This window comes from Halopolyspora algeriensis, assembly GCF_003337235.1.
In the GTDB taxonomy this organism is placed as follows: Bacteria; Actinomycetota; Actinomycetes; order Mycobacteriales; family Pseudonocardiaceae; genus Haloactinomyces; species Haloactinomyces algeriensis.
This window is the reverse complement of sequence record NZ_QPJC01000005.1, coordinates 121,422-144,298: the sequence shown is the minus strand read 5'-3', so window position 1 is coordinate 144,298 and position 22,877 is coordinate 121,422. Positions and strand designations below refer to the sequence as shown.

At 67.2% G+C, this 22,877-nt stretch carries 23 protein-coding genes; 14 read left to right on the top strand and 9 right to left on the bottom strand.

Annotation, left to right across the window (positions count from 1 at the left end):
- Positions 1–145: 145 nt before the first annotated feature.
- Both DFQ14_RS10330 and DFQ14_RS10325 read left to right on the top strand, forming a co-directional pair.
- A complete protein-coding gene (locus tag DFQ14_RS10330; RefSeq protein ID WP_114452995.1) occupies positions 146–493 on the top strand; it encodes a DUF3099 domain-containing protein in 348 nt (115 codons plus the stop codon).
- Between the two features lie 77 nt (positions 494–570).
- A complete protein-coding gene (locus DFQ14_RS10325; protein WP_114452994.1) occupies positions 571–822 on the top strand; it encodes a DUF3039 domain-containing protein in 252 nt (83 codons plus the stop codon).
- Positions 823–848: 26 nt separating this feature from the next.
- On the opposite strand, the gene DFQ14_RS10320 is transcribed toward DFQ14_RS10325, so the two are convergent.
- Positions 849–2,036, bottom strand: a complete 1,188-nt coding sequence (locus DFQ14_RS10320) for a YihY/virulence factor BrkB family protein (protein WP_114452993.1) — start codon at positions 2,034–2,036, stop codon at positions 849–851.
- Between the two features lie 245 nt (positions 2,037–2,281).
- On the opposite strand from DFQ14_RS10320, the gene DFQ14_RS10315 reads away from it, so the two are divergent.
- Complete coding sequence (locus DFQ14_RS10315) at positions 2,282–4,060, top strand: DEAD/DEAH box helicase (protein ID WP_114452992.1); 1,779 nt, start codon at positions 2,282–2,284, stop codon at positions 4,058–4,060.
- 166 nt (positions 4,061–4,226) lie between these two features.
- Here DFQ14_RS10315 and DFQ14_RS10310 read toward each other — a convergent pair whose 3' ends face one another.
- The 3 genes from DFQ14_RS10310 to ppgK form a co-directional block, all read right to left on the bottom strand.
- Positions 4,227–4,421, bottom strand: a complete 195-nt coding sequence (locus DFQ14_RS10310; RefSeq protein WP_114452991.1) for a DUF7455 domain-containing protein — start codon at positions 4,419–4,421, stop codon at positions 4,227–4,229.
- Between the two features lie 680 nt (positions 4,422–5,101).
- Entirely contained in the window at positions 5,102–6,556 is a 1,455-nt protein-coding gene (locus tag DFQ14_RS10305) for an RNA polymerase sigma factor (RefSeq protein WP_420810152.1), read from the bottom strand.
- A 155-nt stretch (positions 6,557–6,711) separates the two neighbouring features.
- On the bottom strand, positions 6,712–7,473 hold the full coding sequence (gene ppgK / locus DFQ14_RS10300; RefSeq protein WP_114452990.1) for a polyphosphate--glucose phosphotransferase: 762 nt from the start codon (positions 7,471–7,473) through the stop codon (positions 6,712–6,714).
- 63 nt (positions 7,474–7,536) lie between these two features.
- On the opposite strand from ppgK, the gene DFQ14_RS10295 reads away from it, so the two are divergent.
- Positions 7,537–8,376 (top strand): inositol monophosphatase family protein, encoded by an 840-nt coding sequence (locus DFQ14_RS10295; protein WP_114452989.1) that lies wholly within the window; start codon positions 7,537–7,539, stop codon positions 8,374–8,376.
- 40 nt (positions 8,377–8,416) lie between these two features.
- Here DFQ14_RS10295 and cei read toward each other — a convergent pair whose 3' ends face one another.
- Positions 8,417–9,130 carry an envelope integrity protein Cei gene (cei, locus tag DFQ14_RS10290; RefSeq protein WP_158546686.1) on the bottom strand — a complete coding sequence of 238 codons (714 nt, stop codon included), beginning with the start codon at positions 9,128–9,130 and terminating at the stop codon, positions 8,417–8,419.
- Between the two features lie 496 nt (positions 9,131–9,626).
- Between cei and DFQ14_RS10285 the strand changes: the two genes are divergently transcribed.
- The gene (locus DFQ14_RS10285; RefSeq protein ID WP_114452988.1) at positions 9,627–9,929 is read left to right on the top strand and encodes a DUF4193 domain-containing protein; all 303 of its coding nucleotides are present in this window, start codon (positions 9,627–9,629) and stop codon (positions 9,927–9,929) included.
- Positions 9,930–10,014: 85 nt separating this feature from the next.
- Here the strand turns inward: DFQ14_RS10285 and DFQ14_RS10280 are convergent, their stop codons facing one another.
- Complete coding sequence (locus DFQ14_RS10280; protein WP_170206342.1) at positions 10,015–10,560, bottom strand: DUF3093 domain-containing protein; 546 nt, start codon at positions 10,558–10,560, stop codon at positions 10,015–10,017.
- A gap of 24 nt (positions 10,561–10,584) precedes the next feature.
- Between DFQ14_RS10280 and dut the strand changes: the two genes are divergently transcribed.
- The 4 genes from dut (at position 10,585) to DFQ14_RS10260 (ending at position 13,120) form a co-directional block, all read left to right on the top strand.
- Positions 10,585–11,079: a dUTP diphosphatase gene (gene dut / locus DFQ14_RS10275; RefSeq protein ID WP_114452987.1), complete on the top strand. Its 495-nt coding sequence runs from the start codon at positions 10,585–10,587 to the stop codon at positions 11,077–11,079.
- Between the two features lie 4 nt (positions 11,080–11,083).
- Positions 11,084–11,734: a DUF3710 domain-containing protein gene (locus tag DFQ14_RS10270; protein ID WP_114452986.1), complete on the top strand. Its 651-nt coding sequence runs from the start codon at positions 11,084–11,086 to the stop codon at positions 11,732–11,734.
- 187 nt (positions 11,735–11,921) lie between these two features.
- Complete coding sequence (locus DFQ14_RS10265; protein ID WP_114452985.1) at positions 11,922–12,299, top strand: OB-fold nucleic acid binding domain-containing protein; 378 nt, start codon at positions 11,922–11,924, stop codon at positions 12,297–12,299.
- 164 nt (positions 12,300–12,463) lie between these two features.
- Complete coding sequence (locus DFQ14_RS10260) at positions 12,464–13,120, top strand: DUF3159 domain-containing protein (RefSeq protein WP_246195661.1); 657 nt, start codon at positions 12,464–12,466, stop codon at positions 13,118–13,120.
- A gap of 143 nt (positions 13,121–13,263) precedes the next feature.
- On the opposite strand, the gene DFQ14_RS10255 is transcribed toward DFQ14_RS10260, so the two are convergent.
- Both DFQ14_RS10255 and DFQ14_RS10250 read right to left on the bottom strand, forming a co-directional pair.
- Positions 13,264–13,935, bottom strand: coding sequence for a potassium channel family protein (locus tag DFQ14_RS10255; RefSeq protein ID WP_114452983.1), 672 nt, complete (start codon positions 13,933–13,935; stop codon positions 13,264–13,266).
- A complete protein-coding gene (locus tag DFQ14_RS10250) occupies positions 13,936–14,601 on the bottom strand; it encodes a potassium channel family protein (RefSeq protein ID WP_114452982.1) in 666 nt (221 codons plus the stop codon).
- A 303-nt stretch (positions 14,602–14,904) separates the two neighbouring features.
- On the opposite strand from DFQ14_RS10250, the gene DFQ14_RS10245 reads away from it, so the two are divergent.
- The 5 genes from DFQ14_RS10245 (at position 14,905) to DFQ14_RS10225 (ending at position 22,236) form a co-directional block, all read left to right on the top strand.
- Positions 14,905–16,911: an APC family permease gene (locus DFQ14_RS10245; RefSeq protein WP_114452981.1), complete on the top strand. Its 2,007-nt coding sequence runs from the start codon at positions 14,905–14,907 to the stop codon at positions 16,909–16,911.
- Complete coding sequence (locus DFQ14_RS10240) at positions 16,908–18,164, top strand: class I SAM-dependent RNA methyltransferase (protein ID WP_114452980.1); 1,257 nt, start codon at positions 16,908–16,910, stop codon at positions 18,162–18,164. The genes DFQ14_RS10245 and DFQ14_RS10240 overlap by 4 nt, the downstream gene beginning before the upstream one ends.
- A 158-nt stretch (positions 18,165–18,322) precedes the next feature.
- Entirely contained in the window at positions 18,323–20,263 is a 1,941-nt protein-coding gene (gene dxs, locus DFQ14_RS10235) for a 1-deoxy-D-xylulose-5-phosphate synthase (protein WP_114452979.1), read from the top strand.
- A 65-nt stretch (positions 20,264–20,328) separates the two neighbouring features.
- A complete protein-coding gene (locus DFQ14_RS10230) occupies positions 20,329–21,033 on the top strand; it encodes a response regulator transcription factor (RefSeq protein ID WP_114453101.1) in 705 nt (234 codons plus the stop codon).
- Between the two features lie 63 nt (positions 21,034–21,096).
- The gene (locus tag DFQ14_RS10225; RefSeq protein ID WP_257233632.1) at positions 21,097–22,236 is read left to right on the top strand and encodes a sensor histidine kinase; all 1,140 of its coding nucleotides are present in this window, start codon (positions 21,097–21,099) and stop codon (positions 22,234–22,236) included.
- A gap of 13 nt (positions 22,237–22,249) precedes the next feature.
- Here the strand turns inward: DFQ14_RS10225 and DFQ14_RS10220 are convergent, their stop codons facing one another.
- Positions 22,250–22,831 (bottom strand): Uma2 family endonuclease, encoded by a 582-nt coding sequence (locus DFQ14_RS10220; protein WP_114452977.1) that lies wholly within the window; start codon positions 22,829–22,831, stop codon positions 22,250–22,252.
- Positions 22,832–22,877 lie beyond the last annotated feature (46 nt).

The following is a 22,877-nucleotide window of genomic DNA, read 5'->3' as shown; positions in this document are numbered from 1 at the left end:
CCGTACGTCGCTCAGCGCGGCCCGGTGACACCGCGGTGTGCGGCACCGCGCCGGTCTGCTCTCCCCGGCCGGTCGAAAGGACGCGGGGAGGGATTCTCGCGATCGGCCCCTCCCGAGCTGTCGTCGTGAGCGACCCAGTGCGACGATGGAACCCGGAGGTGGTGTCGTGAATGGCTCGCAACGCGACGACGACACCCCGGTGCTGATCACCGAGGCCGAGCCGTCGTACGACGATCAGCAGGCGGCGCGTCGCCGCAAGTACGCGATCATGATGTCGCTGCGGATTCCGTGCCTGGTCCTGGCGGTGTGGGTGTATCCGCTCTGGTGGCTGTCGTTGATCATCCTGGCGGTGTCCATCCCGCTGCCGTGGGTGGCGGTGCTGATTGCCAACGACCGGCCCCCCAAGAAGAACGAGCAGGTCAATCGGTACCGGCACGTGCGCTCCGAGCGTGCGCTGGAAGGCCGGGACCATCGGGTGATCGACGGTTCGTGACGTCCGGCGGCCGCATCGGCGGGCAACGGCACCGGGTGCGCCCACCGCGGTGCGTCGGAATGCGGCATGATGGAGTCATGAGCACGATGACGCTGCCGGATACCGACACCCGGCCGGAGAACACCGAGCAGACCAGCGATGACCAGCCCGAGGTCTTCCACTACGTGTCGAAGGACAAGATCGCCGAGAGTGCGGTCATGGGCAGCCACGTGGTCGCGCTGTGCGGCGCGGTGTTCCCGGTGACCAAGTCCGCGAAGCCGGGATCGCCGGTGTGTCCGGATTGCAAGGAGATCTACGAGTCGCTCCCGCCCGGTGGTGGCGACGAGTGATCGCCGATCAGGCGCGGCGACATTGCTCACTCGCCGCGCTGGTCTCCCTTGTCGTCGACGGCCTCGTCGCGTTCGTGCCGTCGCTGCCGAGGGGATTTTTCCCGTGGCTGCGGAACGGAAGGACCGCCGCTTCGCGGTAGCGGACTGTCCGGCGTCTGTGGGACGGGGGCGGTGTCCCGGTGGCCTTCCCACGCGTGGCCGGGTGTGCTCGACCACGTCGCGGCACCCTCTTCGGTATGGAGCCGTTGAGCGATGCGCTGCATCTCGAGCCTGTGCCAGTGACGCCGTTCCCACCTGGTCCTGCCCGCGGGCCACACCTCCTGGATGGCGTTGTTGAAGTAGGCGCCGATGATGATCGCGAAACCGATGAAGAACGCGAACAGCAAAAACGCGATCGGAGTGGCCAACGCACCGTAGGTGTAACCGGTGCCGGTGACCCAGGTGATGTAGAGCCGCAGGATCACACTGGAGCACAGGAATACCAGCATGGCCAGCAGGGCACCGGGTAATCCGCGGTGCCAGGGCAGCTTTCGTGGCAGCGAGACCTTGTACACCGTCGCCAGCGCCAGTACCAGCACTGCGCCGGTGGTGGGGTAGTAGAAGATCCGGATGAGCCCGGCGATGTTGTCCTGGAGTTCCCTCGGGAACAGCGTCGGCAGCCACCCCGGGCCCAGCGCGATCACCGGCAACAGGACTACTGCCATGACCAGGGCGATCAGGTACAGCAGGAGCGCGAAGGTGCGCTGCCAGATGGCGTTGCGGACGAGGTACTGGCCGTAGGCGAGCGTGATCGAGTCGATCAGCGAGGCCAGGGCCGAGGAACCGGCCCACAGCGACAGCAGGAAGGACACCGACACGATCTGGGTCCGTCCCTGCGTGAGAATGTCGGTGACGGTGGGGTCGATGATCTCGTTCACCACATCCCGGCTGAACACCGTTCGGGAGAAGCTGACGAGCCTGCTCTGCACGGCGCTCGCGAGATCGGGGCCGAACCATTCGCCGAGGAATCCCAGGCTGCCGAGCAGTCCCAGCAGCAGGGGAGGCAGCGACAGTGTCTGCCAGAACGCGGCGGCAGCCGATTCCGAGAAGATGTCGTCGGTCCAGGCTTTGGACACGGTGCGCGTCGCCACACGCAGCGATCCCCGCACCGGAGGTGTACGGGATGCCGGTGCGCTGCGCCCCTGGCCGCTGTCGTTCGGACTGGTCGAACCCATCGTGGTTATCAGGATGGTGCATGGACGGATTCTGCGAATGTCGTCCCGCTGTGCGTCGGGGCCATCATCGCTTCGGCCTTCCGGATCGCCGCCGGAGTCGGGCCGGAAGAGGCACGGGAGAGCGGTAGGCTGCGGGGGCCCTGGCAACGCCGATACGGCGTGGCCTACGCGAGGTCGATTCCGGGGCCTGCCGGTGTGGCAGGAGTCCGTCATGGGGAGTTGGACAGGAAGGAGCGGCGACAAGCGTGTCCGGGACGCAACACCAATCCGTGCGATCCGTGCTCAGCGACCCGTCACAGGCACCGGCGCTGCCGCTCCGCGCCTGGCAGCGCCGAGCACTCACTCGGTACCTGGCGAGCAAACCACAGGACTTCATGGCGGTTGCCACTCCGGGGTCGGGGAAGACGACGTTCGGCCTGCGGGTGGCCGCCGAGTTGCTGGCCGACCGCAGCGCCGAGGCGATCACCGTGGTGGCGCCCACCGAACATCTCAAGCACCAGTGGGCGCTGGCAGCGGAGGGGGCCGGGATTCCCCTCGATTCGAACTTCAGCAATGCCGACGGCACCACGTCGAATGATTACCGGGGTGTGGTGGTCACGTACGCGCAGGTGGCCGCACATCCTTCCCTGCACAGGGTGCGTACGGAGCGGCGCAGGACACTCGTGGTCCTCGACGAGGTGCACCATGCCGGGGATGCGAAGTCCTGGGGGGATGCCATCCGGGAAGCGTTCACACCGGCGGTACGCCGCCTCACGTTGACCGGCACGCCGTTTCGCAGCGACGACGCGCCGATCCCGTTCGTCAATTACGAGCCGGACGCGGACGGTTCGATGCGCAGTAAGGCCGATCACTCCTACGGCTATGCCGAAGCCCTGCGAGACGGTGTGGTTCGCCCGGTGATCTTCCTCGCCTACTCGGGCGAGGCGCGCTGGCGCACGAACGCGGGCGACGAATTCACCGCACGCCTGGGAGAGCCACTCACCGCGGAGCAGGCCGCCCGGGCTTGGCGCACCGCGCTGGATCCGTCCGGGGAGTGGATCCCGTCGGTGCTGCAGGCAGCCGATACCAGGTTGACCCAGTTGCGTCGGGATGGGATGCCGGATGCCGGGGGCCTGGTGATCGCTTCCGATCAGGCCAGTGCCAGGGCCTATGCCAAGACGCTGTACCGGATCACCGGAACCGAACCGGCCGTTGTCCTGTCCGATGACCCGAAGGCGTCCGGCCGCATCGCCGAGTTCGCCGAGTCCGACGAACGCTGGATGGTCGCGGTGCGGATGGTCAGTGAAGGTGTGGACGTTCCGCGGCTGGCGGTGGGTGTCTACGCCACGAGTGCCTCGACCCCGCTGTTCTTCGCTCAGGTGGTCGGGCGCTTCGTGCGGGCCAGGAGGCAGGGGGAGACCGCGAGCATCTTCCTGCCGAGCGTGCCCGTACTGCTGGAGCTGGCCAGCCAACTGGAGGCCGATCGCGACCACGTGCTGGGCAAGCCGCACCGGGAGAAGGACGGCTGGGACGAGGAGCTGCTGGCCGAGGCCAACCGGGAGCGGGACGAGCCCGGTGAGGAGGAGAAGACCTACACCTCGCTCGGTGCGGACGCGGAGCTTGATCAGGTCATCTATGACGGATCCTCGTTCGGTACCGCGGCCTTCGCGACCACCGAGGAGGAGCAGGATTACCTGGGTCTGCCCGGGCTTTTGGAGCCGGACCAGGTTCGCGCGCTGCTACGGCAACGGCAGGAGCAGCAACTCACGGAGGTCGGCAAGCGCGAGGCCGCTCATCAGGCCGTGGAGAGCGCCGAACGGGCCGAGCAGGCCCGGAACCCCAGTTCGCAGTCCCAGAGCGTGCAGGAGCGACTGAGGGGCTTGCGCAAGGAACTCAACACGCTCGTGTCGTTGCATCACCACCGGACGAAGAAACCGCACGGTGCCATTCACAACGAGCTCCGACGGGTCTGCGGGGGACCGCCCACGGCGATGGCCACGATCGAACAGATCGAGGAGCGCATCGCCACGCTGCGTTCCTGGTAAGTCACAGGTGACGTCGAGAGCCGCCGTGCTGCGCTGCTTCGTCGGCCCGCCTCCTTCGTGGGTGGTGGCTCGTTCCGGTGGGCCCGCAGCACGCTCGCACGGTGCGCCGACAGAAGTGTGCCCGGCCGGGTTGGCAGAACCCGGCCGGGCACCTTCAGCAGAGATCTCAGAGCTCGATCTGTTCGTCCTCGTGCAAGTCGGCTTCCATCTCGGTGAGCCTCGACTTGAACTCACGGGCATGGTGCCCGCAGAACAACAGCTCCCCGCCGGACGGTAGAACGGCGCGAAGCTTCGCAGCGGCCCCGCAGCGGTCGCAGCGGTCGGCGGCGGTCAGCTCGGGGCGGGTGAGCGTCTCAGGCATCGGAATCTCCCTCCGTCCCGGCGCCGGGATTTCCCGACGCCTCGATCCTGCTGCGACCACCGGTAGCCCGCTGGCGACGGGGCCGGTGCTCGCTGGTTCCACTCTTACAGACGTTTGTGGCTGCGTCAGTGTTCCAGCCGTGATTCGCGATGGTCGTCACTCGAGAACTACCCGAATGCAGCAGCATTGGTGGCGCACTGTGATCAACAGTAGCAATACCGCTTTGACCTGGGAAAATGGAGATCCATCGGGGATTTCTGTGTCGTGAACGGGCTCACAAGAGGGCCATATGGTGCCTTTTGCCACACTTTTTCGGCGGGTTGGACACTCGTCATTCCGCTGCAGGCGAACAAAGGAATGGTCATGACAACCTTGGGTTACCCCGAATAATGTGACGCAAAACACTGGTCGTTGTCCGCCTCGCACAGGAAATTGCGGAGTCGGAAAAGCTCCGTGTACCGGAGTGGTGACCGTGCGAGCACGTCGTTACTGCCGGGTTCGGTGCGTGCTCTCCGCTCCGGCAGCGGGTGTCTCCCGGTGCGAGGGAGTGCGGCCGTGACGGGCAGGAGCCGACGGGTTCCCGGGATATGCCATGGCCGGAGTCGGCACCGGAGGTGATGCGGGCAGTAAGAAGGCCGCCGCCCCCGCTTGCGGGGGTGGCGGCCTCGTCACGGCTGGGATCAGTCCAGATAGTCTCGCAGAACCTGCGAGCGCGAGGGATGCCGCAACTTCGACATCGTCTTCGATTCGATCTGCCGGATGCGCTCGCGGGTGACGCCGTACACCTGGCCGATCTCGTCGAGGGTGCGCGGTTGCCCGTCGGTCAGGCCGAACCGGAGCCGGACCACGCCTGCCTCGCGCTCGGAGAGCGTCTGCAGCACGGACTGCAGCTGGTCCTGCAGCAGGGTGAACGACACCGCGTCCACCGCGACCACGGCTTCGGAATCTTCGATGAAGTCGCCGAGCTGGCTGTCGCCCTCGTCGCCGATGGTCTGGTCCAGCGAAATGGGCTCCCGAGCGTACTGCTGGATTTCCAGCACCTTCTCGGGGGTGATGTCCATTTCCTTGGCGAGTTCCTCCGGCGTGGGCTCACGCCCCAGGTCCTGCAGCAACTCGCGCTGGATCCGCCCCAGCTTGTTGATCACCTCGACCATGTGGACCGGGATGCGGATGGTCCTCGCCTGGTCGGCCATGGCACGTGTGATGGCCTGGCGGATCCACCAGGTGGCGTAGGTGGAGAACTTGTAGCCCTTGGTGTAGTCGAACTTCTCGACCGCACGGATGAGGCCGAGGTTGCCCTCCTGGATGAGGTCCAAAAACGCCATACCGCGGCCGGTGTAGCGCTTGGCGAGACTGACCACCAGACGCAGGTTCGCTTCCAGCAGGTGACTCTTGGCGCGCTCGCCATCCCGAACGATCCAGCGCAGATCTCGCCGCATCTGCAGGGCGAGAGTCTCCTGGGCCTCCTCGGACTGGCGGAGACGTTCCGCTGCGTAGAGCCCGGCCTCGATCCGTTTGGCCAGCTCCACCTCCTCTTCGGCGTTGAGGAGGGCGACCTTGCCGATCTGCTTGAGATAGGCCCGGACCGAGTCGGCGGAGGCCGTCAGCTCGGCGTCCTTGCGCGCCTGCCGTAGCGCCTCCGATTCCTCCTCGTCCCAGACGAAGTCGGGATCGGCCTTGCCGTCCTCGTCCTCCGGGACGGCAGGCTCTTCGGGGATCTCCACTTCGATATCGGACAGGTCACCGACGTTCGCCGATGTCAGGTCGGTTTCGATCGGTTCATCGATCTCCAGGCTCTCGCCGTTCCCCTGCGCCGAGTCCGACTTCGTGGTCGTCTTCGACGAGGCCGACTTCGTGCCCTTCTTGGTGGCGCTCTTGCGTGCGGTCGTCTTCGCGCCGGCCGAGCTCTTCGACTTCCCCTTGCCCGGGGCTGCCGAGTTCTGCGGCTGGTCGGCGTCGGACCGCGCCGCCACCTCCGGTTCCGGAGTGGCCTGTGTCCGGGCGGGCTCGGACTGGGCACCGCCAGGAGAGACAGCGGAGCTGGAGCGTCGGGTTGCGGTTTCTGCGGCTGCCACGTACGCCCTTTCACGACGGTCGGTCAGAGCTGGCCGGGGGCGCGAAACCTCGGCCGCCAGAGGTCGGGAACACACCCACCGTCCGAGCCTTCCGAAGTGTGCCGGGAGACCGTGGATCCGGCGGGCTGTGTTCCATTGTAACTGCGCGCGGCGCAGGTGGTTCCGCTGCAAGGCGGAGGAGGTCGAGCACCCGGCCACCCGAATGGTGGTTGTGATCAGTCTCGAATGCCGCTTGCGGCGGCGGAGGCGGCCCCCACGATACCGGCATCGTTCTTCAGGGTTGCCGCGACGATCGGAGTGCGGGCCCGAAGGAGCGGCAGCCACTTGCTCGCCTTCTTGCTGACTCCACCGCCTGCGATGATCAGATCGGGCCAGAGAAACCTCTCCAGCGCCTGGATGTAGCGGCTGACCCGGGGGGCCCACTCGGGGTAGGACAACTCGAGCGTGTCCTTGACCGAGGCCGCTGCCAGGGCCTCGGCGTCGTCTCCGTCGATCTCGATATGACCGAACTCGGTGTTCGGGATCAGCTTGCCGTTCAGGAACATGGCGCTGCCGATGCCGGTGCCGAAGGTGAGCACGACGACGAGCCCCTGGTGACCGACCCCGGAGCCACATCGCATCTCGGCGAGCCCCGCGGCGTCGGCGTCGTTGAGAAGCACGATGTCGTCGTGTTGCCTGCCGAGTCGCTCGGCAAACAGCGCATGGGCATCTGTATCGATCCAGTGCTGATCGATGTTCGCTGCGGTGAGGGCGGTGCCCTCCTTGACCACGCAAGGAAGCGTGATGCCGACGGGGCCGTCCCACCCGAATTTCTCGACGATCTCCGCGACCACGTCGGCTACCGGCTCCGGAGCCGAGGGATGGGGCGTCGATATGCGCAGGCGCTTGTCCGCCAGAACCCCGTTGTCGATGTCGACCGGGCATCCCTTGATGCCGGAGCCGCCGATGTCCACGCCGAAACCGCGGGTGGTGCCCATACCTGATCCTTCCTATTCGATTCAGGACGAGGTGTGCAGACCCTAACCGCGTTGTGGTGCGATGTGTTCGTGGGATTGGAATTCGAGTATGACCTGCCGGCACTGCGGGCTGTCGCCGTGGAGGTGGCCGAGCAGGCCGCCGATCTCGTGCGCGATATCCGGGACGAGGCGGTGACGCAGGGTTCGGTGGACACGAAGAGCACCGAGACCGACGTGGTCACCACCGGTGACCGGGAAGCCGAACGCCTGATCCGCACGAGGCTGGCCACAGTGCGTCCCGGTGAGCCGATACTGGGCGAAGAGGGGGGCGACGATGCTGTTCCGGGGAGTTCGGGAGGTCTGCGCTGGGTCGTCGATCCGATCGACGGGACCGTGAACTACCTGTACGGCTTCCCGCAGTACGCGGTGTCGATTGCCGCCCAAGTCGACGGGCGATCCGTGGCGGGTGCCGTGGTGGAGCCGGTTTCCGGACGGGTCTGGAGTGCTGCCCGGGGGTACGGAGCGGAACTCGACGGCGTGCCCCTGCGGGTCTCCGGGGCCGACCGCATGGACCTGGCCCTGATCGGCACCGGGTTCCACTATTCCGCCGAGCGGCGGCGCAGTCAGGCGGCAGCGGTCGCCCGGCTCCTCGGTGAGATTCGTGATATCCGGCGCTCGGGCGCTGCCTCGCTCGATCTGTGTGCGGTGGCAGCAGGATGGTTGGACGGATACTACGAGCACGGACTGCAACGCTGGGACTGGGCCGCGGGCGGGTTGATCGCGACCGAAGCCGGTGCCCGGCTCCGGTTGCCCACGTCCGGAGCCCGTGACGGTTTCGGCGATGACACGACCCTGTGCACGGCTCCCGGAATCGCCGAGGAACTCACGGCGGCCCTGAAGCGTTCCGGCGCCGCCGAGCTCTGAGCGCAGCGGATCGTCGACGGTACCGGAGAGCCTGCCTGCGTCAGCAGTGAACGTCGCGAGCCTTGGACAGGAGAGCATCGTCGATCGCGGGGGTGCGGGGCTTCTGTGCGGAATCGTTCTGCGCATCGTGCTGCCTGCCCCAATTCTTCAACTGTTGCAGCACTTGCATGGCTTCCTGGGTCGTTCTGATGCCGTCGAACTCCTTGCCCAGAGCGAGATCGACCTTGGCGTCCGAGCGCTGGTCCCGCACCAGTTGAGCGCATGGCACGATCAGGCTGAGGGTGCGGGCGGCACCGGCCCCTGTCTCGCCGAACCGGATCTGGGCATGGCAGTTCAGATTGAGATTGCTGTAGATCGGATCGTTGGCGGGGTCGCCGCCCTTGCTGAACCCGAGATTGCTCAATTCCTGGCTGATCAGCGATGCCTGGTTGACTTCGCCGTTGCCGTTGAGCACCCGTACCTGCACCTGCTGCGGAGGGATGGGTGCCCTGTCGTCGAGGGCGTCGCGGGGGAGCATCCTGCCCAGTTCGGAAGTCGCGGGTGTGGCCGAGGCCGTCGGAGAGGGCGCTGTGCTCGATGGGCCGGGTCGGTTGCAGCGGGTGGCCATTTCGATGGTCTCGGTCGTGCCGAAGACTCTGCTCCACAGCAGTGTCGACAGCCCTATGAGAACGGCCAGCAGCACGAGAGCGGGCAGTGGTCTCCGTCGCTTGTATCGGGGCGCCTGTTGCCCCTGCTTTGCGCTCGCGGCAGACACGTCGCTGCCACCCTCCCTGATCAGTACCGTGATCCGACGAGTAACGATCTCCTGATGATCAGCCTAGGCGTTGTGCCGGCCTCCCGGGGCTGTCGACGGGGAGTTGTGTCGGAGTTGTTGTCGCAAGCCCTTGCCGGGACGTGCCCGCCTGCTCATGGCTGCACTCGCCTCGCATGGCATCACGGGGTGATGGTCTCGGCAACTTCCGCCTCGGCCTGTGGGGACGCCTCGAGAGGGCCGTCGAGTACGGCGCAACGAATACCACACCTACGGGTGACCCGATGCGTATCTGCGCCATGAATGAGCTACCCTCTCGGCGCTCCACGCTGTGACGGACGGGACGAGTCGCTCGTTTCGGGAAACGCATTTCGGGGGAACTTGGAGCGCAGCAGGGCGAGACCTCCGTCACGTGAGCCTGCGGGCACAAATTCGGGCCCTGGATCGTTGACCAGCGGCACACCATTGCAAGTCTCCACAAACTCAGGGGTGAAACACGATGGCGACCGACTACGATGCTCCACGTCGCAGCGAGTCCGAGGAGATCGCCGAGGATTCGCTGGAAGAGCTGAAGGCGAAGCGCAACGAGGCGCAATCCGGTGTCGTCGACGCCGACGAATCGGAGATTGCGGAGAACTTCGAACTGCCGGGTGCGGACCTCTCCGGTGAGGAGATGACCGTCAAGGTGCTGCCGAAGCAGGCGGACGAGTTCACCTGCTCCAGCTGCTTCCTCGTGCACCACCGCAGTCGCCTGGCCGAGGAGCGCAGCGGCCAACTGGTCTGCCGCGACTGTGCGGCATGACACCGGTGCCGGCGTCGGCCGGGCGCGAAAACGGAGACCGGGTATTCGCAGGGTGCGGGTGCCCGGTCTCCGTTTTCGGCGGCCGTCACTGCTGCTGTGGTGTGTTCGCGGCTCCGTGCGGACCCGAGGACGACGTGAGGGCGGTGACGAGTTCCTCCGGACGTCGGGTGCTGAGGATCCAGTACGGCGTGGGATCGTTGTCGTCGTCGAGCCAGATGCGAACGGCCGTTGACACCCACGGTCGATGGACGATGAACGCCGCGGGATCGAGGTCGGGGCCGAGAGCCCGGCGCTTCTCCGCCGCCGTGACGGTCTCGGCATCGGCGATGAACCGCAGTGACAGCCGCGCGTCACCGGCCGCCAGTTCCTCGCCGGTGATGTCGATGGTGGTCCGGCTCAACCACAGCAGCAGGGCCACGGCTGCCGGAACCAGGACGACATAGGGCAACCACGCCCGGACCCCCGGATATCCCATGTGCACTTCGGCAGCCAGGAGCACGGCCACGGCGATCGGGAGTGGCCATGTCCACCAGGAGGCGTACAGGCGTTCGCGGAACGCGAAGGATTCCCCGGCCTTGTTCGGCTTACCCGCGGTGCCACCGGAAGCGGTCGCTTCTGAACTTTCCGACACGTCTTCAGGGTAGTCTCGGCGTCCGTGTCGAGCGTGAAGGTCCTGCTGACCCGTGTTGATCCCGATGTTGCCCTCCCCGCGTATGCCGAGCCGGGAGATGCCGGTGCCGATCTGGTGACCACGACCGATGTGGTGCTCGAACCGGGGGAGCGTGCTCTGGTGGGAACCGGTATCGCCATCGCTCTTCCGGAGGGATATGTCGGTTTCGTGCATCCGCGCTCCGGATTGGCGGCCAGGATGGGACTCGGGGTGGTGAACGCTCCCGGCACCGTGGACGCCGGATACCGGGGTGAGATCAAGGTGTGTCTGATCAATCATGATCGCCGTGCAGCCGTGTCACTACGTCGGGGTGATCGCATCGCGCAGCTGGTGGTACAGCGTGTGGAGCATGCGGTTTTCGCCGAGGTCGACAAGCTGCCAGAGTCTCGGCGAGGCGCCGGCGGTTACGGTTCGACCGGCGGGCACGACGCGTTGACGGTGCCGGAGGAACCCGGAGCCGAGCGCAGGACGGAGGTCTGAGGGCATGTTCGGTTGGGGTCGTCGCCGAGGGCGGCACACGCAAGCCGATGAGTGGGACACGTCCGCCGAGGGCGGCGGGGATGCCGAGGACCCGGATGTCGACGCCGACGTTGACATCGGTGGGCCCTACGACGTCGCCGAGGCGCCGGAGGACGAGGTCGAGCGTCTCGACCTGGGTTCGGTACGCCTGCCGGTACCCGAGGGCAGCCAGCTCCAGGTGGAGGTCGATCCCGCCGGACCGGTACGTGCGGTACACCTGCTCACGCAGGTGGGACGTCTCACCGTCAGCGCCTTTGCCGCTCCTCGGACGAGCGGACTCTGGCAGGAGGTCCGCCGGGAACTCCTCGAGCAATTGCGCTCCGACGGGGCGCAGGTGCGCGTCGACGAGGGCGAGTGGGGCCCGGAGCTGACCGCCGACACGTCCCAGGCGGTGTTGCGGTTCGTCGGGGTGGACGGCCCCCGGTGGCTGCTGCGCGGGGTGGCTGCTGCACCCGCGGAGAACATCGAGGCTTGCGGAAAGCTGCTGTACGCGCTGATCGACGAGACGGTGGTGGTGCGCGGTGAGGAGCCGATGCCGGTGCGTGCGCCGCTGCCGATCGAACTTCCGGAAGAGATAGCCAGGCACATCCAGCAGGCGCAGGAGCAGACCGAGTAGCGGAGTCGATCCTCGCCTGCCGTGGCGCGACGGTCCATTGCATGACCTTTTCGGACCATGGAAAGCAGTCCGATCGTGGGCATCGTAGTCGAATTCCCGGCGGGGTGGCCCCGTGGCCCCGTCAGCGGGCTACGCTGGGCTGCGGACGGGCTGCGGAGTCGGGCCCCGAGGCGCACGGGAGCGCTACATGAGCAACACCAGAGGTGGCTACCTTCGCCGCCTCGTACACCACCTCACCAGTGACGTTGCCGAACTCGACGCCGACGACCTCTCGGAGAGGTCGCAGGCGGTGGGTGCGCAACGCGCGTGTGATTGCGAGTGCGGCCAGCAGGCAGTGGTGTTGGGCCGACTGCGGAGCGTGGGCTTGGCGCCGAAGGCGTCGGCTCCCACACTGGAAGCCGAATTGTTCGACGGAACCGAAGGGGTCACGCTGGTCTGGCTGGGCCGCAGGCGGATCACCGGAATCGAACCGGGCCGGACGATCAAGGCTCGTGGCCGGATCGCACTCCGGGACGGTCACAAGGTCCTCTACAACCCCTACTACGAGTTGCAGAACACCGCATGAGCGAAACCAGGGCATCCGAACCCGATGACCGACCACCGCAACGGGCCGGCGCATCCGGGAGGTGGCTCCACGGGCACACTTCCGGTGCGGACCGGGCATCGGGCAGCGATGCACGGGGCGAAGACTCCGAACGGAAGGACGCACAGCAGACGCTGCTCGAGCAGATGGGCGGGGTCAGCGGTCTTGCCTATTCCGCCGTGCCGATCATCGTGTTCGTGGTGGTGAACTCCTGGGCGAGTATGGCGCCGGCCATCTGGAGCGCGATCGGGGTCGCGCTGGCCATCTCGGTCGCGCGGATCGTCCGCAAGGAACCGCTGCAGCCGGCGATCTCCGGTGTGATCGGCGTCGCAGTGTGCTCGTTCATCGCGTATCGAACCGGCGACGCCAAGGGATTCTTCCTGCTGGGTATCTGGACCAGTCTGCTCTACGGTGGCGCCTTCTTGATCTCGATATTCGTGCGCTGGCCTCTGGTCGGGGTCGCCTGGTCCGCGCTGAACGGCCTGGGGTTCTCCTGGCGCAGGCATCGCAGGGCCTTGCTGGGTTACGACATCGCGACGCTGGCCTGGACAGTGGTGTTCGCCGCGAAATTCGTGGTCCAGCAGTGGCTCTACGTTGCCGATCAGACGGGTTGGCTTGCCTTCGCTCGTATTGCGATGGGGTATCCGCTCACCGGCTTGGCGCTGATCGTGACCGTGTGGGCGATCCGCCGGGCGGCGAGGGTCGCCGAAGAGGTCGAGGCCGCGAACTCGCCGACGGCGGGGGGGTCTCCCACCGTACGGTCGCGTCCTTCGACGCCGCGTGGGAGCCCACCGGCCACGTGAGGGAGCACCACTGCTCCACGGAGGAAGGTGCGCGAGGAACGGACCTGTGCCGCCCGGCACACGGGTGGAAACCTCCCCTCCCGGACACGAGGACGGTGAGCTCCGAGCCTGCCGGGTGATACCCGCGGCCGGTTCCTCTCTCGTCAGCTCCGGCCCGGCCGAGCGTGGACCGCGGCCTGGATCTGTTCCTCGACATCCTCGGTGGCGACGAACAGCATCTCGTCACCGGCCTCCAGGGGGTCGTCGGGTTGCGGCACGATCACCCGGCCACCGCGCAGGATCGTGACCAGCGCCGCATCCGTGGGCAAGGTGAGATCGCGAACCTGTTTCCCGGCCAGCGGGGTGCTCGCGGGCAAGGTCATCTCCACGAGGTTCGCCTGGCCCTGACGCAGGGTCATCAGGCGGACCAGATCTCCCACGTTCACCGCTTCCTCGACCATCGCGGCGAGCATGCGGGGTGTGGAAACCGCGACGTCCACGCCCCAGGCCTCGGTGAACAGCCACTCGTTGCGTGGCTCGTTGACCCGGGCCACCACGCGTCGCACGGCGAACTCGGTCTTGGTCAGCAGGGAGACCACCAGGTTGACCTTGTCGTCCCCGGTGGCCGCGATGACCACATCGCACCGCTCGATACCGGCTTCTTCGAGGGAAGCCAGCTCGCAGGCGTCGGCAAGCACCCATTCCGCGCGCGGGATACGCATGGGCTGATGATTGTGACTGCTGCGTTCGATCAGCATGATCTCGTGGCCGGCGTCGAGCAGCTCGCGTGCGATGGATTGGCCGACAGCACCGGCCCCCGCGATCGCGATGCGCATTTACTCGCTCTCCTCGGGTGCTCGTTGGGCTGCGGCGGTGACGTCGGTGACCGTGCCGGACAGTGCCGCGACGTAGACCGCGTCGTCGGCCTGCACGATCGTGTCCTGCCCGACAAGGACGCCCGTGCCGAAACGCATGATGAACGCCACGCGCGAGCCCGTTGTCCTCTCCAGTTCCGATACGCGGTGACCGATCCATCCATCGTGCAGCGGCAGCTGCAGGACCGCGACCGTACCCGAGGGTTCACGCCATTCCGTCGCCACTCCCTCGGGCAGGAGCATGCGCAGGAAGCGGTCCGTGGTCCACGGCACCGTGGCCACGGTGGGAATGCCCAGTCGCTGATAGACCTCGGCGCGTTTCGGATCGTAGATCCGGGCCACGACGTGGTCGACTCCGAAGGTCTCGCGAGCGACCCGTGCGGAGACGATGTTGGAGTTGTCCCCGTTGGACACGGCCGCGAATGCCGCGGCCTGCTCGATCCCCGCTTCGGCCAGGACATCTCGGTCGATACCGTTACCGGTGACCCGGTAGCCGCTGAAGTTCCTGTTCAGGCGATGGAACGCTTGGGCATCCTTGTCCACCACGGCGACGGTGTGATCGAGCCGCTGCAGTGCCGCGGCCAGGGATGCCCCGACCCGTCCACAGCCCATGATCACCACATGCACGCCCGTCTCCTCGCTGCAGATCGTTCGCCGGGATGACCTGCTGTGGTCATCGATGTCCCCGTGACGGTACCCCGTCCACCCGGTGATGCCGCTGTAGCGCGACAACCCCCGGAGAGGCCGTTTTCGCGACCGGACACGGCGGTTTCACCGAGCTGGTTCGCGCACCGCGGTGATCACAGGCTGATGCACCGTATCGAGTGAGAGCGTGCGGGCGTCAGCGGGTACCGGGTGCGGATGTGACGTGAGCGGATTCGGGGCCGCCGTCCCACGAGCGCGTGGGGGCCGGGGCTTACGCTCTGGGCCGTGTCCAAGCTCGCAATCGCGGCGAAACGCCTGCTGGTGGGTCGTCCATTCCGCAGCGATCGGCTGCCCCGCACGCGGCTGCCGAAACGGCTCGCGCTGCCGGTGTTCGCCTCCGACGCGATGTCGTCGGTCGCCTACGCACCGGAAGAGATCTTCCTGGTGTTGTCGGTGGCGGGACTGTCCGCCTACACCCTCACTCCCTGGATCGGTGCGCTCGTCGCGCTGGTCATGCTCACCGTGGTCGCCAGCTACCGGCAGAACGTGCGGGCTTACCCGTCCGGGGGCGGTGACTACGAGGTGGCCACGGTCAACCTGGGGCGTCGGGCGGGGTTGACCGTGGCCAGTGCGCTGCTGGTGGATTACGTGCTCACCGTCGCGGTCTCGATCTCGTCGGCAGCTGCCACCATCGGTGCGGTGGTCCCGTTCGTGGCCTCGCACCGGACCGCGTTCGCGGTCATGGCCATCGTCGTGCTCACCGCCATCAACCTGCGGGGGGTGCGCGAGTCCGGGGGATTCATGGCCATCCCGACGTACGCGTTCCTGGTGGGAATCCTCGGGATGATCGGATTCGGGCTTTTTCGTGCGCTGGTGCTCGACGAGACGATGCGCGCCGAGAGCGCTTCGGTGGAGATCCAGGCGGAGCCCGGGCAGGCTGCGGGGCTGGCCTTCGCATTCCTGGTGATGCGCTCGTTCTCCCAGGGGGCGGCAGCGTTGACCGGGGTTGAGGCCATCAGCAACGGCGTGCCCGCTTTTCGCAAGCCCAAGCCGCGCAACGCGGCGAACACGCTGCTGATGATGGGTCTCATCTCGGTCACCATGCTCATGGGACTGATCTTTCTCGCTCGGATCACCGGAGTGCGGCTCGCGGAGAATCCGGCAGAGCAGATCGTCGATGCGCCCCCGGGCTACGAGCAGGGCACGATGGTCGCTCAGATCGCCGGAGCGGTGTTCGACGTTTTTCCGCCCGCCGTCTACTACGTGACCATCGCCACGGCGGTCATTCTGATCCTGGCCGCGAATACCGCCTACAACGGGTTTCCGGTGCTGGGCTCGGTCCTGTCCCAGGATCGTTACCTGCCCCGGCAATTCCACACGCGCGGGGATCGCCTTGCGTTCTCGAACGGCATCGTGTCCCTCACGATTTTTGCGATTCTGCTGGTCATCGCCTTCAGAGCGCAGGTCACGCAACTGGTGCAGCTCTACGTCGTGGGCGTGTTCGTCTCATTCACGCTCAGCCAGCTCGGGATGCTGCGGCACTGGAACCGGCACCTGCGTACCGTGACCGATCCGCCCGAGCGACGCCGGGTGCGGCGGAGCCAGGCGATCAACGGGTTCGGCTTGATCATGAGTGGCTCGGTGCTGGTCATCGTGCTGCTGACGAAATTCCTCGAGGGAGCTTGGATCGCGATCGCGGCGATGGCGGCAGGCTATGCGCTGATGACCGCGATCCGGCGGCACTACGACCGGGTCTCGCGGGAGTTGCACAAACGGGACATTCCCGCCGTGCTGCCCTCCCGGAACTATGCGATCGTGCTGGTTTCGCAGGTGCACCTGCCGACGCTGCGGGCCTTGGCCTATGCCAGGGCCACTCGCCCGGACACGCTGGAGGCGATCACGGTCAATGTCGACGACGAGGACACCAGAGCGCTGCGGACAGCCTGGGAGGCGGAAGATCTGCCCGTCCCGCTGAAGGTGGTCGAGTCCCCGTACCGGGAGATCACGCGTCCGGTTGTCGAATATGTCAAGCGCATCCGGCGGGAGAGCCCCCGGGATGTGGTGACGGTGTTCATTCCGGAATACGTGGTCGGGCACTGGTGGGAGCAACTGCTGCACAACCAGAGCGCGTTGCGTCTCAAGAGTCGGCTGCTGTTCGAGCCCGGTGTGATGGTGACCAGCGTGCCGTGGCAGCTGGAGTCCTCGACCCGGGTGGACCTTCGCACGCCCGCGCCCCGCCGGTCGGTGCGCTGGGGACTGAGTCAGGACGAGAAAGGCAACGGCCGGCGGTGAGGGAGAAGCTGGACTGGACCGGAAGGCGCCTGGAGGTCGAGGTCGGACCGGTGGCGCACGGTGGCCACTGCGTGGCGCGTTACGAGGGCCGGGTGATTTTCGTTCGCCATGCCCTGCCCGGTGAGTGGGTGCTCGCGGAGGTCACCGAGGACCGGGGCGGCGGTTTCTGCCGCGCCGACGCGATGGAGGTACGCCGGGCGGCGCCGGGCAGGGTGACCCCACCGTGTCCGCTGGCCGATATGGCTCGGGGGACCGAGCGCTGCGGCGGCTGTGATTGGCAGCATGCCGACGGGACGACGCAGCGGGAATTGAAGTCCGCTGTCGTCACCGAGCAACTGCAGCGCATCGCCGGTCTCGATATTCCCGTCGAGGTCCGGGAGCTCCCCGGCGGGCTGCTGCGCTGGCGAAGCAGGGTACGGCTGGCCGTGAATGGCAGTGGCCGTCCGGGGCTTCGCGTGCACCGCAGTCACCGGGTCATCCCGCTTGCGGACTGCCCGATCACGGTTGCCGGAGCCCTGGACGACGTGACCTCGCATCAGTGGCCGCAGCAGTCGGAGCTGGAGGTCACCAGAGACGCGGCAGGCGAGGTTCATGTCACGGCACACGGCCGTGAGCCCGCTCGGCGTCAGCGGGGGCGCGAAAAACCCGTGTCCCGGAGTGTCCGGGGTGACGGGATTGCCCGCGAGGAAGCGGCAGGCAGGTCGTGGCACCTCGGGGCACACGGGTTCTGGCAGGTCCATCCGGCAGCGGCCGACGCATTCGCCGCGACGGTGGCGAGGATGGCCCGGGCACCCTCCGGCGGGCATGCCTGGGACCTCTACGGCGGTGTGGGGTTGTTCGCCGCCGTCCTGGCCGAACAGGTCGGGCCCGCGGGTTCGGTTCTGATGGCCGAATCATCGCGACGCGCGGTCGACGACGCATCGGCCAATCTGCGTGATCTGCCACAGGTCGAGTTCCGTGCGGGAAAGGTCGAGAGAATCATCACGGGGCAGGGACTTGCACGTCCCGACGTCGTGGTCCTCGATCCCCCTCGCAAGGGTGCCGGTCGCGCGGTCGCCGAGGCGGTCTCGGCGTATCGGCCCACGCGCATCGTGCACGTGGCCTGCGATCCTGCGGCCCTGGCGCGTGATCTCGGACTGTTCATCGAGCATGGCTATCGCGTGGCCGAGATCGAAGCCTTCGATGCTTTCCCGATGACCCACCATGTCGAGTGCATTGCGGCGCTGGAGCGTATCGACGAAGGACCGTTGTGATGATGCGAGACGAAAAGACGCACCACGGTGGTAGCTCCTTGTCGGGTGCATCCGGCATGGCTCCGTAGACTGTCGGGCAGCCGCATGGGTGCCTTCCGGATCGGAAGGGGTATGTGTGCCAGAGCCGAGTGATCCGGCGTAGTGAGCGAGGTGGAGCGGTGACGCTGCTGGAGTCCGTGCACGGTCCGGCCGATGTCCAGTCCCTGGAGCACGGCGAGTTGGTCGAGCTGGCCGCCGAGATCAGATCGTTCCTGATTGACAAGGTATCGCGCACGGGCGGTCATCTCGGCCCGAATCTGGGGGCGGTCGAGCTGACGCTGGCCGTCCATCGGACGTTCGACTCCCCGCGAGATGCCATCGTCTTCGACACCGGGCATCAGGCCTATGTGCACAAGATCCTGACCGGTCGCCAGGACGGTTTCGACCGGTTGCGCAAGCGCGGGGGGCTGTCCGGATACCCGTCGCGAGCCGAGAGCGAACACGATCTGGTCGAGAACAGCCATGCTTCGACCTCGCTGTCGTATGCCGACGGGCTCGCGCGCGCGTTCCAGCTCGGCAATGCCGATCGGCACGCGGTCGCGATCGTCGGTGACGGCGCTCTGACCGGTGGTATGTGCTGGGAGGCATTGAACAACATCGCCGCCGATCAGGAACGCCCGCTGGTCATCGTGGTCAACGACAACGGTCGCTCCTATGCCCCCACCATCGGGGGACTGGCCGAGCATCTCGCCTCGCTGCGGCTGCGCCCGGGGTACGAGCGTGCCCTGCAGAACGGTCGCCGCACGGTACGGAACCTTCCGGTGGTCGGCAGGCCGCTCTACACCGGTCTGCACGCTGCGAAGAGCGGTATCAAGGATGCGTTGAGTCCCCAGGTGATGTTCTCCGATCTGGGAATCAAGTATCTGGGCCCGGTCGACGGACACGACATGCGGGCGATGGAGCACGCCCTGACGATGGCCAAGAGTTTCGGGGGGCCGGTGATCGTGCATGCCGTCACCCAGAAAGGCAACGGCTTCGCTCCGGCGGAGAACCACGAGGCCGACCAGATGCATCAGGTCAAGGTGATCGATCCGCAGACGGGTGCTCCGACCGCTCCCGCACCGAAGAGCTGGACGAGCGTGTACTCCGACGAATTGGTGCGTATCGGTGGGGAACGTGACGACATCGTGGCTCTCACGGGGGCGATGCTGGGACCGACCGGGCTGGACAAGTTCGCCGAGCACTATCCGGACCGCTGCTTCGACGTCGGTATCGCCGAACAGCACGCCATGACCTCGGCCGCCGGCATGGCCATGGGTGGTTTGCACCCGGTGTTCGCGGTGTACTCGACCTTCCTCAACAGGGCGTTCGACCAGCTTCTGATGGACGTCGCCCTGCACCGCCAACCGGTGACGGTGACGCTCGATCGTTCCGGGATCACCGGTGAGGACGGCCCGAGCCACAACGGCATGTGGGACCTGTCGATCCTCGGCGTGGTGCCGGGTATCCGCGTCGCCGCTCCCCGTGATGCCGTCACCCTGCGGGAGGAACTGCGCGAGGCGGTGGCCGTCGACGACGGTCCTACCGTGGTGCGCTTCTCGAAGGGCTCGGTCATCGAGGAGGTACCTGCGATCGAGCGCGTCGAGGGCGTGGACGTGCTGCGGCAGCCGGGTGCGGACGAGGAGCCCGATGTGCTGCTCGCCGCCGTGGGAACCTTCGGCGAGATGGCCGTGGCGGCTGCCGAGCGCCTGGCCGCGCAGGGGATCGGGGTCACGGTGGTCGATCCCCGTTGGGTGGTTCCGGTACCGCAGGCGGTGGTGGACATGGCTGCCCACCACCGGCTCGTGGTCACCCTCGAGGACTGCGGGCGGCACGGCGGTTTCGGGTGGTCGCTGGCGGCTGCTCTGCGGGATGCCGAGATGGACGTGCCGTTGCGCGACCTGGGTGTCCCGAACCGGTTCCTCGAGCATGGCTCGCGCGGCGATGTCCTGGCCGACCTGGAGCTGACCGAGCAGGATGTCGCACGCCGTGTCACGGAGTGGGTCGCCGACCGTCTCGAAGGAGCCCTCGAGGGAGCGGGCACGCACGCGGCCGCAGGAGGCGAGCGCCCTGCCGAGTGACCCTCCGGCGGTACCTACCGTGTCCACCCGGCCTGCCGGAGCGTGGATTGTGGCACGGTGAACACGTGCGGATCCTTGTGGTGGAGGACGAGCAGCCGCTGGCGGATGCCATCGCTCGGGGGCTGCGAAAGGAGGGGCTGGCCGTCGACATCGCCTATGACGGCCAGAGCGGTCAGGAAAAGGCGTCGGTCACCCGGTACGACGTGATCGTGCTCGATCGGGACCTGCCCGGCCTGTCCGGCGACGACCTCTGCCGGGAGATCGCCGGAGCCGAGGAACTGACTCGGGTTCTGATGCTCACGGCCAGTGGCACGGTCGCCGATCGTGTCGAAGGTCTGTCGTTGGGAGCCGACGACTACCTGGCCAAACCCTTTGCCTTCGCCGAGCTGACCGCCCGTGTCCGGGCCCTGGGCAGGCGTTCCACTCCGCCGTCCCCGCCCGTGCTCACCGCCCGGGATCTCTCGCTCGACCCGGCCAGGCGTGCAGTGCGCCGCTCGAGCGGTGAGCTCGAGTTGACGCGCAAGGAATTCGGCGTGCTCGAGGTTCTCCTGGCGGCCGGCGGTGCGGTCGTCAGCTCGGAAGAACTTCTGGAGCGGGTGTGGGACGAGCATGCCGACCCGTTCACCACGACCGTGCGGGTGACGATGATGACGCTGCGCAAGAAGCTCGGTGAGCCGAGCATCATCGAGACGGTCGTCGGGTCCGGGTACCGGGTACCCACGGCCGGAAGTGGTGAGCGCGCGGACTCCGTGTCCGAGCACGAGGGCTGATCCATGCCGAATGACAGCGGGGGCCGGGCATCGCTGTCGGGAGGTTCACGACCCGGGCGCCCGGTGTCCGGGACATCGGTGACGCGCCGGGGCCCGGGCCTCCGGTTGCGGTTGACCCTGCTTGCCACGGCACTGGTGGCCGTGGTCAGCGGCTTGCTGCTGTGGTTGGGGTGGGTGCTGGTGGGCAATGTCGTTGCCGCTGTGCCCCGATTTCCGAGCGGAGGCATGGTCCGCGTCCGTGGTGTGGTGGTGCCCGCTGACGAGCTGGGAGCAGCACTGCGGGAGTCCGCCCGGGAGCAGGTGCTGCTGGCAGGTGGCCCCGCCTTCGTGGCCGTGGTGCTGGCGGCGGCCGTGCTTGCGTGGACGGTGACCGGACGGGTGCTGAGTCCGCTGCACGAGGTCACCGACTCCGCCCGCCGCCTGTCCGCCGAGTCGCTCGACCAGCGCATCGAGCTCGGCGGGCCCCGCGACGAGGTCGCCGAGCTCGCCGACACCTTCGATGCGATGCTCGATCGTCTGCAGACGGCCTTCGAATCGCAGCGCCGCTTCGTGGCCAACGCCAGCCACGAGCTGCGCACCCCTCTGTCGGTGATCCGCACCGAGCTCGACGTGACACTGTCGGATCCCGGGGCCGATACCGAGGAGCTGCGGCGGATGGCGGAGGTCGTGCGGGATGCCACGGCCAGGGCCGAGCGGTTGGTGGAAGCGCTGCTGCTGCTCGCGCGCACGGAGGGTGTGGAACTGCCCAGGCGGGAACCGATCGATCTCACCGAGGTCGTGGGGCGTGCACTGCAGGGGGTCGCCGAGGATGCGGATCGCCGCGGCCTGCGTATTCACCGCTGCGATGATCCCGCCCTGGCCATGGGTGATCCGGCGTTGCTCGAGCGGGTGGCGGGCAACCTGCTGGAGAACGCGGTGCGGCACAACATCGAAGGGGGATGGGTGGAGATCATCACCAGTAGCAGCCCGCAGTGGGCTTCGCTGCGGGTGGTCTCGTCGGGAACCGAAGTGGACTCGGAGCGGATCGAGACGCTGTTCGAACCGTTTTATCGGGCAGGTGTGCAGCGTACGGCGCGAACCGGCGCCGGGCTGGGGCTGTCGATCGTGCGGGCCGCGGTTGCCGCCCACGGCGGCCGGGTGTCGGCCGAATCCGTGCACGGCGGTGGCTTGGCGGTCACCGTGGAGGTGCCCGTCGCGCCGTAGCCGAGCGCCGTGGTCAGACGCGCAGGGCGGCCACGTCGAGCTCCACCGGAACGGGGCTCGCGGTGATCGACACCGAACCCTCACCGGCCTTCGCCGTCAGCTCGGGTATGTAGTAGCCGCGCTCCAAGCGGTAGGCGACCAGCTCGGTGGGGCCGCGCCCGTCCTGTGCCACACTCCAGAAGAACGGCACACCGGCCCGGGCGAAGGAGTCGAATTTCTGCCGTTGTTCGGAGGACGAGTTGCCCGGCGACCAGATCTCGCCGACCAGCAGGACGTGGCTCGGATCGAAGGACGTGCCGATCGGCGGAGTGTCCAGGATGATGAAGTCCGGGATCACGGCCGTGCGGTACGTCGTACTGATCTCCACACCGATACCGCCCAGTGCGTAGAGGTCGGTCCTTCCGGCTGCTTGCAGAGCGCTCTTGAGCAGGCCGAGGATTTCGCTTTCAGTCCACTGGTGCTGTCCGCTCGGCGGTGGAGTCACGAGCCAGTACCCCTCGATGAGTTCCAGGCGCGTCCCGTCCTCGCGGGCAGGCAGCGCGTGCCAGTCGTCGACCGTGAACGGACCGAGTTCGTGCTGCACAAGAGCGGTCACCGGCCATCACCCCATCTCGATTCCGGCTTTCATCATGCCATGATCC